Raw genomic sequence first — 13,762 nt, 5'->3', positions numbered from 1 at the left:
GCAGGCTACAGCCAGCCGTTGCGCTTGAAGCCCCGGTGGATGCCGTAGCAGATGGCGACGATCAGCAGCAGCACCATCGGGTAGCCGTACTTCCAGCGCAGCTCCGGCATGTAGTCGAAGTTCATGCCGTAGATCCCGGCGATCATCGTCGGTACCGCGAAGATGGCGGCCCAGGCGGTGATCTTGCGCATGTCCTCGTTCTGGGCGACCGTCGCCTGGGCGAGGTTGGCCTGAAGGATGGAGTTGAGCAGGTCGTCGAAGCCCAGCACCTGCTCGTTGACGCGGGTGAGGTGGTCGGCGACGTCCCGGAAGTACTTCTGGATGTCGGGGTCGACCAGCCGCACGGGCCGCTCGCTCAGCGTCTGCATCGGCCGCATCAGCGGGGAGACGGCGCGCTTGAACTCCAGTACCTCGCGCTTGAGCTGGTAGATGCGGCTCGCGTCGCCGCCTCGCTTGCCGCCGCCCGTGCGCTCGGAGAAGACCTCGATCTCCACCTCGTCGATGTCGTCCTGCACGGCGTCGGCGACGGCGAGGTAGCCGTCCACCGTCTGGTCGGCGATCGCGTGCAGCACGGCGGATGGGCCCTTGCCCAGCAGCTCGGGGTCGTCCTCCAGGCGGTGCCGCAGCGCCCGCAGCGAGCCCTGGCCGCCGTGCCGCACGGTGATGATGTAGTCCCGGCCGGTGAAGCACATCACCTCGCCGGTCGCCACCACCTCGCTGGTGGCGGTCAGTTCGGCGTGCTCGACGTAGTGGATCGTCTTGAAGACGGTGAACAGGCTCTCGTCGTACCGCTCCAGCTTCGGACGCTGGTGTGCGTGCACGGCGTCCTCGACAGCCAGCGGGTGCAGCCCGTACTCCCGAGCGATCCCGGCGAACTCCTCCTCGGTGGGCTCGTGCAGCCCGATCCACACGAACCCGTCACGGCTCTGCCCGTCGGCGGAACGCACCCGGCTCAGCGCCTCGTCCGGGGTGAGCGCCTCGCTCTGGCGGCGCCCGTCCAGGTAGGCGGCACAGTCCACGACGGCGGTGCTCATGGCCTGATCGCCGCCCTCGTACCCGGTGCCGTATCCGGCGCGGTTGTCCTTGCGCAGCGCCGGGCGTACAGCGGCGCGCAGCTCTCGGATCATCGACATGAGGCCCTCCACGGTGGTGCCGTGCCATGCCGTCGGGGGTCGGGCCGGGGCGTCGTACTGCCCGGAACGGGGGCCTACGGGCAACCACCCGGAGGTCCGCAAAGCGGGCACCACACGCGGGCCGCGGCGACGGCAATCGCTGACAGACGAAACAGTGCGTGACTGCGAGACGCAGTCGCTCTACCGCTGTGCGCGGCCCGGGAGGGAGACGGACCGGAACCGGTCCTGGGTCTCCCGGTCCTGCCGGAAGGTGTCGTGTCGCGTAGGCCGCGGGGAACTCAGGGCCTGTGCGGCGCGCTCGCTGCCGGGGCGGAAGAGCGGCTGGTACTGCACGGTCGACTCGGATCCATGTCAGTCCCACCTCCTCCGGCCGGGCCCCTGTGGGGGACGGTCTGTACATGCCTTGACCGGCAGCCAACGGTAGCACTGGAAACCGGGTACTCCTGCCTCCCACGGCTGTTACGGGTGCCCCTTTGCCGCCTCCTTACGCGACGATGCCGCGCCTCTTGCGCCGCCGGGCGGGTTCTATGCTCGCCGGATGAACGACGTCCTCACACTGGTCGACGCCCATGTGCAGCAGACATTCGGCGAGCCCGACGCCCGCGCCTCGGTCACCTTCCTGGGGACCGGGCGCATCGAGGTGCTGCGGTTCACCGACGCGGAGGCGGGCACCGTGCGATACGTCACGCTGGGGATGTCGGCGGCACCGATGACCGACCCGGCCCAGGCCCTCGCCGACCCCGAACGCGGGCCGCGCGCCGAGCTGCTGCTGACGGTACGGGCGGGGGCGGCCGACACCGACAAGGTGCTGCGGCCGTTGGCCGTGCTCGCCGCCTCGCCACAGGTCGAGGGCGTCGTCGTCGCGCCCGGCGCCTCCCTGGACACCGGTGAACCGCTGTGGCCCGGCGCCCCCTTCACCTCCGTCCTGGTGGCCGAGGGCGGCGGGTTGGTCGCGGACCTGGAGCTGGGCGCCCCCCGGGAGCCGGTCCGCTTCCTTCCGCTGCTGCCCCTGACGCCGACGGAGGCGGCCTGGAAGAGGGTGCACGGCGCCGAGGCGCTGCGGGAGCGCTGGCTGCGGTTCGAGACGGATCTGCGTGATCCGGCACGCCGCCCGGTACCCCTGGGGGAGTGAGGTCCGGCCCTCGGGGGAGTGAGCCGGGGCGGCTCAGCCCGCGCGTACGGGTGCGGCTTCCCCGGCCCGTGGCGCGGAGGTGGGGGAGTGCTCGGCGGCGAGCTCCTCGGCCTGTGTCACCAGTGCCTTCCGCCGGACGCCGATGATCGCGGCTCCGACGACGGCGGCCGCGGCGGCCACCACGAACGGGACGTGGATGTTGCTCCACTCCTCGATCTTCGGCGCCAGGAAGGGTGCCGCGGCGGCGGCGAACCAGCGCACGAAGTTGTAGCCGGCGCTGGCGACCGGCCGCGGTGCGTCGGAGACCCCGAGGGCCAGCTCGGTGTAGACCGTGTTGTTCAGCCCGATGAAGGCGCCCGACAGCACGGTGCCCACGACGGCGGCGGTGTGGTTGCCGTACCCGAGCACCAGCAGGTCGACCGCCATCAGCACCAGCGAGCCGCCCACCACGCGCAGCGAGCCGAAGCGCTCCTGGAGCTTCGGTGCGATCAGCACGGAGAAGACGGCCAGCAGCACGCCCCAGGCGAAGAAGACCGCTCCGGAGCGGTAGGGGGACATGTTCAGCACGAACGGGGTGAAGGCCAGCACCGTGAAGAAGGCGTAGTTGTAGAAGAACGCCGAGACGGCCGCCGAGGCGAGCCCGCCGTGACCCAGGGCCCTGACCGGGTCGAGCAGGGAGGTCTTCCGGGTGGGTCCGGGCGCTTCCTTGAGGAAGGCCGTGATGGCGAGGAAGCCGACGGCCATCAGAGCGGCGGTCCCGAAGAACGGGAAGCGCCAGCTCGCGTCGCCCAGCACGGCGCCCAGCAGCGGTCCGCAGGCCATGCCCAGGCCCAGTGCCGACTCGTACAGCAGGACGGCCGCCGCGCTGCCGCCCGCCGCGGCTCCGACGATCACGGCCAGCGCGGTGGAGACGAAGAGCGCGTTGCCCAGGCCCCATCCCGCGCGGAAGCCCACCAGTTGACCGACGGAGTGCGAGGTGCCGGACAGCGCCGCGAACACCACCACGAGCGCCAGTCCGAGCAGCAGCGTCCTGCGGCCGCCGATACGGCTGGAGACGAAGCCGGTGACCAGCATGGCGACGGCGGTGATCAGGAAGTAGGAGGTGAACAGGAGGGAGACCTGACTCGGCGTCGCCTCCAGGCCCTTCGCGATGGAGGGGAGGATCGGGTCGACCAGTCCGATGCCCATGAAGGCGACGACGGAGGCGCCCGCCGTGGCCCACACGGCCTTCGGCTGGCGGAGGAGGCCGGCCGGGCTGCCTCCGCCCTCGTCGAACGGGTCACCACTCATGCCTGCGGCTCCTTACCGGGTTCGGCTGTGTTCTGGGGAAATGGTTGGTATATGCAGACGATAAATTAGCCTGGCTAATTAGTGCAACTGACACCTATGTGGAGAGGTGGCAGATGTTCTCTCGCGACGCTTGCGCCACCTGCGAGCCTCACTCGGCGTGGAGCGCGGGCCACGGCTCCGGGCGGGTGATCGTCCTTGACGGACGGGCTGCCCGGTAGGACCGTTGGAGCCCATGAGGGGCGAACCCAGTTGCCCGAAGTGCGGTGGCCGGGTCAGGGCGCCCGGTCTCTTCGCCGACACCTGGCAGTGCGGCGAGCACGGTGCCGTGCATCCGCTCCAGCCGGTCCTCCCGCCCAGCGTCGACGCCCTCGCCGTCGCCGTGGGCCGCACCCAGGTGCCCGTATGGATGCCGTGGCCGCTGCCCGTCGGCTGGCTGTTCACCGGAGTCGCCTGCGCGGGCGACGACCGCAGCGGCGGCCGGGCCACCGCCGTCGCCTGCTCCGGCCCCGCGCCGCTCGGCGGACCCGGCGAACTCCTGCTGATCGCCGAGGAACTGGGTATCGGGCTCGGTGCCCGCCACGCCGGTATCGAGGGCCCCGACCCCGGCCCCGCCCTCGCCACCGGCGCCCCGCCGCAGGCCAAGGTCCTGGCGGCGGGCCACCCCACCCCCCTGTGGCTGGTGGACGGCGCCCCGAAGGACCGCGCCGTCTTCGCCGGTGAGGCCTGCGGGCTGTGGCTGTGGGCGGTCGTCTGGCCCCAGGAGTCCGGACTGATGCTCTACGACGAACTGGTGCTCACCGACCTGCGCGACGCGGGCGCCGAGGTCGACCTGGTGCCCTGCGGAGCGCTGTCGCCGCGCCTCATCTCCTGAGCGGGGCGGAGCGTGGGCACTCCCGGTGCGCCCGGGGGCCCGGCGGCCGGGAACAGCGGTGTCCGGCGGGGCGGCTATGGTGGAGGAGCGCTCGCCCCGAGCCGGCCATCCCGTCCCCGACCACCCTTCGGAGCCCGTCGAAGTGCGCATCGACCTGCACACCCACTCCACCGCCTCCGACGGCACCGATTCCCCCGCCCAACTGGTGCGCAACGCCTCCGCGGCCGGGCTCGACGTGGTCGCCCTGACCGACCACGACACGGTCGCCGGGTACGAGGAGGCCGTCGCCGCGCTCCCCGCGGGGCTCACCCTGGTCACCGGCGCGGAGCTCTCCTGCCGCCTCGACGGCATCAGCATGCACATGCTGGCCTACCTGTTCGACCCGGCCGAGCCCGAACTCTCCCGCGAGCGCGAACTCGTACGCGACGACCGCGTCCCCCGCGCACAGGCGATGGTCGCCAAGCTGCGCGAACTGGGCGTCCCCGTCAGCTGGGAGCAGGTCCGGCGTATCGCGGGTGACGGCTCGGTGGGGCGGCCCCACATCGCCACGGCCATGGTCGAGGAAGGCGTCGTCGAGACCGTCTCGGACGCGTTCACCGAGGAGTGGCTCGCCAACGACGGGCGCGCCTACGTCGGCAAGCACGAGCTCGACCCCTTCGACGCGCTGCGGCTGATCAAGGGCGCGGGCGGGGTGGCCGTCTTCGCCCACCCGCTGGCCGCCACGCGTGGCCAGTGCGTTCCCGAGAGCGCCATGGCCGAGCTCGCGCAGGCCGGACTGGACGGCATCGAGGCCGACCACGCCGACCACACCCCCGAGACCCGCGCCCGTCTGCACGCCCTCGCCGGCGAACTCGGTCTGCTGGCCACCGGGTCCAGCGACTACCACGGCAGCCGCAAGCCCATCGCCCTCGGCGACTTCACCACCGCCCCCGACGTCTACGCCGAGATCGCCGCCCGCGGCTCAGGCGCCACCCCCGTCACGGGCTGAGCCCGCGGGGGGCCGCACGCACGGAGAGGGCCGTACGAGGGCGTACGTGACCGCACGAGGACGTCCGCGCGGCCTCATGAGGACGAGCGCGTCCGCAGCCCCGTCCGCGCCCCCTCGGCCCGCCACCCAGCCGCACGCCCCCGGGCATCGGTGCGGGCACAGCGCAGGGAGCGCGGCGGCACGGGGGCGCCACCCGTGCCGCGTCGGCGCCGCCCGGCGTGACAGCCCGCTCCACAGGGCGCCCCGCTCCGCCCCTGCATCCCTCCCGCATCCGCCCCGGCACCACGTCCGTTCCGTACCAGCTCACCTCTAGGCACAGGCATTCTCGTGTTCGACTTCGCCCTCTTCGGCTCCGTCTTCCTCACCCTGTTCGTCATCATGGACCCGCCCGGCATCACGCCCATCTTCCTCGGCCTCACCTCCGGACGGCCCGCCAGGACGCAGCGCAGAATGGCCGGGCAGGCCGCAGCGGTCGCCTTCGGGGTGATCGCGCTGTTCGGGCTCTGCGGCAAGCAGATCCTCGACTACGTGCACGTCTCCATCCCCGCCCTGATGGTCGCCGGCGGGCTGCTGCTCCTGCTCGTGGCGCTCGACCTGCTGACGGGCAAGTCCGACGAGCCGACCCAGACCAAGGACGTCAACGTCGCGCTCGTTCCGCTCGGCATGCCGCTGCTGGCGGGCCCCGGCGCCATCGTCTCGGTCATCCTCGCCGTCCAGCGTGCGCACGGCTGGGCGGGGCAGGTGTCGGTGTGGGCCGCGATCGTCGCCATGCACCTGGTGCTGTGGCTGGTGATGCGGTACTCGCTGCTGATCATCCGGCTCATCAAGGACGGCGGCGTCGTGCTCGTCACCCGGCTGTCGGGCATGCTGCTGTCGGCGATCGCCGTGCAGCAGATCGCCGGCGGCATCACCCAGTTCATCCAGGGCAAGGGCTGATCAGGCGGCACCTGGGACGCCGTGCCAGAACTCCGCCAGCGCACGGGCCGTCTCCTGCGGCCGCTCGGCGTTGGGGGAGTGCCCGGCATCCGGTACGACGGTCCGCCGCGCGGCGAGCTGCTCGGCCATGCCGTCCAACTGCGGCACGGGCCAGGCGTCGTCCTGTGCGCCGGAGACGACGTGGAACGGCAACGGGAGCGCCGCCAGCTCGGCCACCCGGTCCGGCTCGCTCAGCAGTTGCCGGCCCGTCGCCGTCAACTGCTCGGTCACGTTGCTCATCCAGCGGTGACGCAGGAACTCCTCGACCGCACCGGAGGCTTCCGCCGCCTCCTGGCGCGAGTACGGGGCCTCGCCCGCGGCGCCGACCGACTGGTCCAGCTCCTGCATGACCGTCCAGATGGCCGCCATGGACATCGACGTGAGAGCGCCCAGCAGCATCCGCACCCGCTCCTGCTGGGAGGGGGCCACGGCGCCCGGGCCACTGCTCACCAACGTCAACGAGGCGAAGGGGGCGGGGTCCTGGAGGACGGCCGCGCGGGCGATCAGACCGCCCAGGGAGTGGCCCAGCAGGTGGATACGGCCCCGGGCCGTGTTGCCGAGTGCCGCGGCCACGGCGTGCACGTCCCGTGCGAGCTCCTCCTGGGCGTAGGCGGCCTCCCGGTGCGGGCCGCCCGTCTCGAACTGCCCGCGCCCGTCCACCGCCACCACCCGGAACCCGGCCGCGGCCAACGGTTCCAGCAGCCCGATGAAGTCCTCCTTGCTGCCGGTGAACCCCGGCAGCAGCACCGCGGTGGCTCCGCTCCCCGCCTCGTGCACGGCGAACTCCCCGCGCGCGGTGGCCAGACGGTACGCCCGCGCCCTGGCGGGCAGCGCGAGAAACGGCGGCTTGCTCATGCACAGACGCTACCCGCGCACCCCCGGCCGGGATGCCCGGGCCCGCCCCTGGACACCATCGCCCTGACCGCTGACCGCTGACCGCTGACCGCTGACCGCTGACCGCTGACCGCTCCGGCCGTACCGCCGGAGTGCCGGGCGCCCTCCTGCTCGGCCGATCGCCGCCCACGACGACGCACGGCCCGGCACCCCTCGCAGAGGGGCGCCGGGCCGTGCGGTACCGGCGACGGGGCCGGGTCAGCTCTCGGTGCCGGGCTGCTCCGCGGAGCGGGAGGCGGCCGAGCGGGAGCGGGTGCGCCGCCTGCGCGGCTTGCGGGGCCCGTCCTCGGTGGGGGCGCCCGCGGTGCCCGTCTCCGTGGCGCTGCCCGCCTCGGCGGTGGCCGTGCCGGCTGCCGGGGCCCCGGAGCGGGTACGGCGGCGGCGCCGGGGCTTGCGGGGCTCGCCCTCACCGGCCGCGGCGGTGTCCGCGCCCGGCGAGGTGACGTCCTCGGCCGTCGCGGGGCCGCCCTCGCCGGTCTCCGTGCGCAGCGCCCCGCGCGTGCGCCGGCGCTGGCGCGGCTTGCGCTCCGTACGGGTGCGCTCGCCGGACCGGTCGCCCTCGGTACGGGTGCCGCCGGACGGGGCGGACCGACCGCGGGAGCGGCCGCCCGGCTCGCCCAGGTCCTCGATCTCCTCGGCGCCGAGGCCGGCCCGGGTGCGTTCGGCGCGCGGCAGCACACCCTTGATGCCCTCGGGGATCCCCAGGGCCTCGTGCAGATGCGGCGAGGTGGAGTAGGTCTCCTCGGGGTCGTTGAAGGCGAGCCCGAGCGCCTTGTTGATCAGCTGCCAGCGCGGGATGTCGTCCCAGTCGACCAGCGTGACGGCGATACCGGACGCACCCGCGCGGCCGGTACGGCCGATGCGGTGCAGATAGGTCTTCTCGTCCTCGGGCGTCTGGTAATTGATCACGTGGGTGACGTTGTCGACATCGATACCGCGGGCGGCGACGTCGGTGCAGACCAGGACGTCGACCTTGCCGTTGCGGAAGGCGCGCAGCGCCTGCTCGCGCGCCCCCTGGCCCAGGTCGCCGTGGACGGCACCGGCGGCGAAGCCGCGCCGGGTGAGCTGCTCGGCGACGTCGGCGGCCGTCCGCTTGGTGCGGCAGAAGATCATCGCGAGTCCGCGGCCCTCGGCCTGCAGGATGCGCGCGACCATCTCCGGCTTGTCCATCGAGTGGGCGCGGAAGACGTGCTGTGTGGTGTTCGCCACCGTCTGGCCCTCGTCGTCCGGCGCGGTGGCACGGATGTGCGTGGGCTGGCTCATGTAGCGGCGGGCGAGGGAGATGACCTGGCCGGGCATCGTCGCGGAGAACAGCATCGTCTGGCGACGGGTCGGCAGCATCTCGATGATCTTCTCGACGTCGGGCAGGAAGCCCAAATCGAGCATCTCGTCGGCCTCGTCCAGGACGAGCGACCTGATCTGCGAGAGCCGCAGCTTCTTCTGGCCCGCCAGGTCCAGCAGCCGACCGGGCGTGCCCACGACCACGTCGACGCCCTTGTTGAGGGCCTCGACCTGCGGCTCGTAGGCGCGGCCGCCGTAGATGGACAGGACGCGCACGTCGCGGGCCTTGCCGGCGGTGAGCAGGTCGTTGGTGACCTGCTGGCACAGCTCACGGGTGGGGACGACGACGAGCGCCTGTGGCGCCTCGGACAGCTGTTCGGGCGTGGCGCGGCCCGACTCGACGTCGGCGGGAACGGTCACCGACTCCAGGAGCGGAAGCCCGAAGCCCAGCGTCTTGCCGGTGCCGGTCTTGGCCTGGCCGATGACGTCGGTACCCGCGAGGGCGACCGGCAGCGTCATCTCCTGGATCGGGAAGGGGGACGTGATGCCGACGGCTTCGAGGGCCTCGGCTGTCTCGGGAAGGATCCCCAGATCTCTGAACGTGGTGGACAGGGTGCTTGCCTCTTCTGTGTGACGCGCGAGTGTGGCTGCGGCGTCCGCCCGCCCTGGTCTACGGGCAGGTCGGCGGAGCGAGGAGAGGATCTACCGCACCCGGGCGGCCGTCGTATCGGCCCGCCCTGGTGGGTGCGGGACCACTGGCTCCCGCTCAAGCGCCTCACTCGCGCGAGCGGTCCCTCTCAGCACGGCGCGCACGGGGAGCGCACGCCGGTGGAAGGCTGTCGGGTCGGAGCCGATCGGGCCACCGACCGGGCATCCGCATTCATGCATGCAGTGCTACAGCACATACGGCGAGTCCACCTCATCCAGTGGACCCATATCACTGTACCTCGAATCCGCGCATGTGTACCGGGCCAATCGTTGTGTACGAGTTCCCAGGGAGCCCCGTGGGGCCGTCGAAGCGGGCTGTGCGGGGCTCTGGGAGTCCGGGCAGGGGCCCCGCGACCTGGGGCCGCGGGCTATCGTGCGGAGTATGGAGACGCCTGAGAAGACCGCCGACGGTTCCGAGCCCCCTGCCACCTCGATCGCCGGACAGGACTGGGAGCGGGCCTCGGCGGACCCGACCTACCGTGCCGCGGTCGTCGACCTGCTGGGGGCGCTGGCCTACGGCGAACTGGCGGCCTTCGAGCGGCTGGCCGAGGACGCCAAGCTGGCGCCCTCCCTGGCGGACAAGGCCGAGCTGGCCTCGATGGCGTCGGCCGAGTTCGGCCACTTCGAGAAGTTGCGCGAGAGGCTGTCCCGTATCGACGCGGAGCCCACGGCGGCGATGGAGCCGTTCGCGGGCCCGCTGGAGGAGTTCCACCGGCTGACCGCCCCGTCCGACTGGCTGGAGGGCCTGATCAAGGCGTACGTGGGTGACTCGATCGCCTCGGACTTCTACCGCGAGGTGGCCACCCGGCTGGACAGCGACACCCGCGACCTGGTGCTCAGCGTGCTGGCCGACACCGGACACTCCAGCTTCGCCGTGGAGAAGGTGCGCGCCGCCATCGAGGCGGACCCGCGGGTGGGCGGCCGGCTCGCCCTGTGGGCGCGGCGGCTGATGGGGGAGGCGCTCTCCCAGGCCCAGCGGGTGGTGGCCGAGCGGGACGCGCTCTCCACGATGCTGGTCGGTGGGCTGGCCGACGGGTTCGACCTCGCGGAGGTCGGCAAGATGTTCTCCCGGATCACCGAGGCCCATACGAAGCGGATGGCTGCGCTGGGGCTGGCGGCCTGACCCGGGACCCGGCCCGGGCGGTGCGGGGAGCGGGCGTGGTGCGCAAAGTGTCCCGGCGCCACTGCCGGCGTTCGGGCGCGTCCCGCAGCAGCAGCGAGAGCAGTGCCGCGCTGACGCCCAGCGCGACGCACAGGGCGACCGGCGTGTGGCCGGGCCCGAGCACGGTGTGTGTGATGAGACCGCCGGTCAGGGCGGCGACCGGCCCGGTGGCGAGCACGAGCCGACGGTCGGGAAGCCGCTCGGGGAACCGCCGGCTCGCGCCGAGCGCGAGGGCGAGTCCGAGGCTTGCGGAGCCGAGAGCCTCCCAGATCATGAGGACCTCCTCGGGTCGGACGGTGGCGTGACCGCGGTGCGCGGTCGTTCCCGTCCTCCCCCTGGCTGCGGAGGTCGAAACGGCGGCCGCGGGAGCAATCCCACGGCCGCCGTCGCATCTGTCTGCGGGCCCGGCGCACGCGTCGTCCGTGCGCCCTCCACGCGCCCCCGCTCGCCCCGCGTTCCGCCGGTGTGTGTCCGTCGCGTGCGGGTGTGCCCGCCGCCCGCACGCGCCGTGCCCGGTGCCGCGCTCCGCGCGGTGGCGGACACGGCCGCACCACGGCTGGGGCCGGGCGTGGGCTCAGATCGCGCCGAAGCCCACCTTGCGTCCCGTGGGCTCACCGATCTCGACGTAGGCGATCCGGTCGGCCGGGACGAGGATCTTCCGGCCGTGCTCGTCCTCGAGGCTGAGCAGTCCGGAGCCCTTCTCCAAGGCCGCCGCCACCGACTTCTCGACCTCGTCAGGAGTGTGCTTGCTCTCCATGACGATCTCGCGGGGCGCGTGCTGCACGCCGATCTTGACCTCCACGGCCATGTCCCTCCGACGGTCCTGGTGTCCCCGCGCGCCGTGCCCGGGAACTGGTGCGCGGCCAGCCGCGCCGTACGGGAGCAACCCTAGCCGTCGGTGCAGACGCCGAGGAGGCGCGGTCGCACGCCCGCAGCGAACAACCGCGCCCCCTCGGGCGGGAACGCACCCGCGCCCTCCTGGGCCGGGACTGGTCCGGCTACTGCATCGGGAAGCCGGCGATGCCGCGCCAGGAGAGGGAGGAGATCAGCTTGGCCGCCGCGTCCCGCGGGATCTTCTGGCCCGCGCCCAGCCAGTAGCGGGCAGTGATCTGCGCCATCCCGCACAGCCCCACGGCCAGCAGCATCGACTGCTCCTGGGGCAGCTTGGTGTCCTCGGCGATGACCTCGCTGACGGCCCGCGCGCAGTCCAGGCTCACCCTGTCCACACGCTCACGCACGGCCGGTTCGTTCGTCAGGTCCGACTCGAACACCAGGCGGAACGCGCCGCCCTCGTCCTCCACGAAACCGAAGTAGGCGTCCATGGTGGCGGCCACCCGCTGCTTGTTGTCCGTGGTGGACTCCAGCGCCCTGCGGACCGCCTGGAGCAGCGCGTCGCAGTGCTGGTCGAGCAGCGCGAGGTACAGCTCCAGTTTCCCGGGGAAGTGCTGGTAGAGCACCGGCTTGCTGACGCCGGCGCGTTCGGCGATGTCGTCCATCGCCGCTGCGTGGTAGCCCTGCGCGACGAAGACCTCCTGAGCTGCGCCCAGCAGTTGGTTGCGTCGGGCCCGGCGGGGCAGACGCGTGCCACGCGGGCGCGCCTCGGTCTGCTCGATGGCTGTCACGCCGCCTCCCTGAATGTTCTGAGCGCGAGCTGCGCTGCGCCGCCATCGTACTTTTCAGTAACGGCGGTGTGGGGTTCGCGGGCTGCGAATTTTCTCCCGTCGTCACCCGCCCTCCGGGGCAGGCGGGGGCTTTATCGGTACTCGTCCTCATTCAGCTCCACCACGCGCGCCTGCTCCGCCGCGTCGGCGGGATCGGCCTCGTGGGAGCCGCGTTCGGCCAGCGGCTCGTCGCGCTGACGCAGCAGGTCGGTGTGCTGTTCGGCCGCGTCGGCCTCCGCTGCCTCGGGGGTCTGCGTCCCCTCCGGCTCCTCCTCGTAGGCGTCGTCGGCGTACGTGTCGGCAAAGGTTTCCGGATCGGTCGGGTCGATCGACATGTCGGCTCCCCTTTCCAGAGTGCGGCCCGTCATGCGGGCCCCGCTTTCGAGACTACGGGCGGGTCACCAGGGGCGCACATCGCATGCCTACCTCCTGCCTTCTGCGGACCCGGTGGCCACGAGCCCCGCCCCCCCCAGGATGCCGCCTGCGCCCCTCGCGTCCGCCTGTGCTTCCCGTGTCCCCCGGTGTGCTCCTTCTGTGACGGCACACACGTGGGGACTCATGTGATCGTCTCGTAACATTGCCCCATGTCTTCGACCGAGCAGCCGGGACCCGCCGCCTCCGCGGCCCGTACCGCTGCGCCGTCCCCCGGCCCGTCGCGGTCCCGCGTCGGAGAGCGGGAGACGCTCCGCACGGTGTCGCTGCCCGGCCTCACCCTGGCCGTGCGCGCCCTGCGCGAGGACGGCCCCGCCGCCAACCGGGGCCCCGGCACGCCGCCCGCCTCGGAGGACACCCGCCCCGCCGCGCTGTACGTGCACGGGCTGGGCGGCTCCTCCCTCAACTGGGCGGCGCTGATGCGAGAACTCGCCGGCGACGTACGGGGCGAAGCGCTCGATCTGCCCGGCTTCGGTGACTCCCCGCCGCCCGACAGCGGGGACTACTCCGTCTCGGGGCATGCCCGCGCGGTCGTCCGGTACCTGGACGCGAGCGGATCCGCCCCCGTGCATCTGCTGGGCAACTCCCTGGGCGGCGCCGTCGCCACCCGGGTCGCCGCCGTACGCCCGGACCTGGTGCGCACCCTGACGCTGATATCCCCCGCGCTGCCGGAGATCCCGCCCCAGCGCTCCGCCTGGCCCACCGCACTGCTGGCGGTGCCCGGCATCGCGGCGCTGTTCTGCAGGCTCACCCGGGGCTGGTCGCCCGAGCAGCGCACCGGCGGCGTACTGGGGCTGTGCTACGGCGACCCCGCGCGGGTCTCGCCCGAGGACTTCGCGGCCGCCGCCGAGGAGTACGGGCGCAGGCTGCAACTGCCCTACTTCTGGGACGCCATGGTCCGCTCGACGCGCGGCATCGTGGACGCCTATACCCTGGGAGGCCAGCACGCGCTGTGGCGACAGGCCGAGCGGGTGCTGGCGCCCACACTTCTGGTGTACGGCGTGCGCGACCAACTGGTCGCCTTCCGGATGGCCCGGCGCGCCTCGGCTGCGTTCCGTGACTCCCGGCTGCTGGCCCTGCCGGACGCCGGGCACGTCGCCATGATGGAGTACCCCGGGATCGTCGCGGGTGCCGTCCGCGAGTTGATGGACGACGCCGCCACGGCGGCACAGCGGTCGAACACCCCCGCAGCCGGGGCCGCCAGGCAGGGCACCGGCAACCTCGAAAGGTGACCA

14 protein-coding genes are annotated in these 13,762 nt (G+C 72.7%); 6 read left to right on the top strand and 8 right to left on the bottom strand.

Features of this window, described 5'->3' with window-relative positions; genetic code table 11:
* Positions 1-5 precede the first annotated feature (5 nt).
* Positions 6-1,133, bottom strand: a complete 1,128-nt coding sequence (locus tag H297_RS0102565) for a magnesium and cobalt transport protein CorA (protein ID WP_027735773.1) — start codon at positions 1,131-1,133, stop codon at positions 6-8.
* Positions 1,134-1,671: 538 nt separating this feature from the next.
* On the opposite strand from H297_RS0102565, the gene H297_RS0102555 reads away from it, so the two are divergent.
* Positions 1,672-2,265, top strand: coding sequence for a suppressor of fused domain protein (locus H297_RS0102555; protein ID WP_027735772.1), 594 nt, complete (start codon positions 1,672-1,674; stop codon positions 2,263-2,265).
* 33 nt (positions 2,266-2,298) lie between these two features.
* Here the strand turns inward: H297_RS0102555 and H297_RS34075 are convergent, their stop codons facing one another.
* Positions 2,299-3,555: an MFS transporter gene (locus H297_RS34075; protein ID WP_037792511.1), complete on the bottom strand. Its 1,257-nt coding sequence runs from the start codon at positions 3,553-3,555 to the stop codon at positions 2,299-2,301.
* A gap of 232 nt (positions 3,556-3,787) precedes the next feature.
* On the opposite strand from H297_RS34075, the gene H297_RS0102545 reads away from it, so the two are divergent.
* The 3 genes from H297_RS0102545 to H297_RS0102535 all read left to right on the top strand — a co-directional run bounded on the left by H297_RS0102545 (position 3,788) and on the right by H297_RS0102535 (position 6,350).
* Positions 3,788-4,426 (top strand): DUF6758 family protein, encoded by a 639-nt coding sequence (locus H297_RS0102545; RefSeq protein WP_027735771.1) that lies wholly within the window; start codon positions 3,788-3,790, stop codon positions 4,424-4,426.
* Between the two features lie 142 nt (positions 4,427-4,568).
* Entirely contained in the window at positions 4,569-5,414 is an 846-nt protein-coding gene (locus tag H297_RS0102540) for a PHP domain-containing protein (protein ID WP_027735770.1), read from the top strand.
* A gap of 327 nt (positions 5,415-5,741) precedes the next feature.
* Positions 5,742-6,350: a MarC family protein gene (locus H297_RS0102535; protein WP_027735769.1), complete on the top strand. Its 609-nt coding sequence runs from the start codon at positions 5,742-5,744 to the stop codon at positions 6,348-6,350.
* Here H297_RS0102535 and H297_RS0102530 read toward each other — a convergent pair whose 3' ends face one another.
* Positions 6,351-7,244 carry an alpha/beta hydrolase gene (locus tag H297_RS0102530; protein WP_027735768.1) on the bottom strand — a complete coding sequence of 298 codons (894 nt, stop codon included), beginning with the start codon at positions 7,242-7,244 and terminating at the stop codon, positions 6,351-6,353. It abuts the gene before it with no gap.
* 237 nt (positions 7,245-7,481) lie between these two features.
* Positions 7,482-9,083, bottom strand: a complete 1,602-nt coding sequence (locus H297_RS0102525) for a DEAD/DEAH box helicase (protein WP_037792510.1) — start codon at positions 9,081-9,083, stop codon at positions 7,482-7,484.
* Between the two features lie 571 nt (positions 9,084-9,654).
* On the opposite strand from H297_RS0102525, the gene H297_RS0102520 reads away from it, so the two are divergent.
* Positions 9,655-10,395 carry a ferritin-like fold-containing protein gene (locus H297_RS0102520; RefSeq protein WP_027735766.1) on the top strand — a complete coding sequence of 247 codons (741 nt, stop codon included), beginning with the start codon at positions 9,655-9,657 and terminating at the stop codon, positions 10,393-10,395.
* Here H297_RS0102520 and H297_RS0102515 read toward each other — a convergent pair.
* From H297_RS0102515 to H297_RS0102500, 4 genes are all read right to left on the bottom strand, one after another.
* Positions 10,346-10,708: a hypothetical protein gene (locus tag H297_RS0102515; protein ID WP_027735765.1), complete on the bottom strand. Its 363-nt coding sequence runs from the start codon at positions 10,706-10,708 to the stop codon at positions 10,346-10,348. The genes H297_RS0102520 and H297_RS0102515 overlap by 50 nt on opposite strands.
* 300 nt (positions 10,709-11,008) lie before the next feature.
* Positions 11,009-11,236 carry a DUF3107 domain-containing protein gene (locus H297_RS0102510; protein WP_027735764.1) on the bottom strand — a complete coding sequence of 76 codons (228 nt, stop codon included), beginning with the start codon at positions 11,234-11,236 and terminating at the stop codon, positions 11,009-11,011.
* A 196-nt stretch (positions 11,237-11,432) separates the two neighbouring features.
* Positions 11,433-12,056: a TetR/AcrR family transcriptional regulator gene (locus H297_RS0102505; RefSeq protein ID WP_027735763.1), complete on the bottom strand. Its 624-nt coding sequence runs from the start codon at positions 12,054-12,056 to the stop codon at positions 11,433-11,435.
* Between the two features lie 131 nt (positions 12,057-12,187).
* A complete protein-coding gene (locus H297_RS0102500; RefSeq protein ID WP_027735762.1) occupies positions 12,188-12,430 on the bottom strand; it encodes a hypothetical protein in 243 nt (80 codons plus the stop codon).
* A gap of 249 nt (positions 12,431-12,679) precedes the next feature.
* On the opposite strand from H297_RS0102500, the gene H297_RS0102495 reads away from it, so the two are divergent.
* On the top strand, positions 12,680-13,759 hold the full coding sequence (locus tag H297_RS0102495) for an alpha/beta hydrolase (RefSeq protein WP_027735761.1): 1,080 nt from the start codon (positions 12,680-12,682) through the stop codon (positions 13,757-13,759).
* Positions 13,760-13,762: the final 3 nt, after the last annotated feature.

This window comes from Streptomyces sp. CNT360 (genome assembly GCF_000424785.1).
The sequence above is the reverse complement of the archived record's forward strand: the minus strand, read 5'-3'. Positions and strand labels throughout refer to the sequence as shown.

Excerpts from the sequence above, each read along its gene's own strand:
- H297_RS0102565 (WP_027735773.1), bottom strand. The coding sequence starts at position 1,133 with ATGTCGATGATCCGAGAGCTGCGCGCCGCTGTACGCCCGGCGCTGCGC.
- H297_RS0102530 (WP_027735768.1), bottom strand. The coding sequence starts at position 7,244 with ATGAGCAAGCCGCCGTTTCTCGCGCTGCCCGCCAGGGCGCGGGCGTAC.
- H297_RS0102555 (WP_027735772.1), top strand. The coding sequence starts at position 1,672 with ATGAACGACGTCCTCACACTGGTCGACGCCCATGTGCAGCAGACATTC.
- H297_RS0102525 (WP_037792510.1), bottom strand. The coding sequence starts at position 9,083 with ATGACGCTGCCGGTCGCCCTCGCGGGTACCGACGTCATCGGCCAGGCC.
- H297_RS0102520 (WP_027735766.1), top strand. The coding sequence starts at position 9,655 with ATGGAGACGCCTGAGAAGACCGCCGACGGTTCCGAGCCCCCTGCCACC.
- H297_RS34075 (WP_037792511.1), bottom strand. The coding sequence starts at position 3,555 with ATGAGTGGTGACCCGTTCGACGAGGGCGGAGGCAGCCCGGCCGGCCTC.
- H297_RS0102495 (WP_027735761.1), top strand. The coding sequence starts at position 12,680 with ATGTCTTCGACCGAGCAGCCGGGACCCGCCGCCTCCGCGGCCCGTACC.
- H297_RS0102500 (WP_027735762.1), bottom strand. The coding sequence starts at position 12,430 with ATGTCGATCGACCCGACCGATCCGGAAACCTTTGCCGACACGTACGCC.
- H297_RS0102515 (WP_027735765.1), bottom strand. The coding sequence starts at position 10,708 with ATGATCTGGGAGGCTCTCGGCTCCGCAAGCCTCGGACTCGCCCTCGCG.
- H297_RS0102545 (WP_027735771.1), top strand. The coding sequence starts at position 3,788 with ATGAGGGGCGAACCCAGTTGCCCGAAGTGCGGTGGCCGGGTCAGGGCG.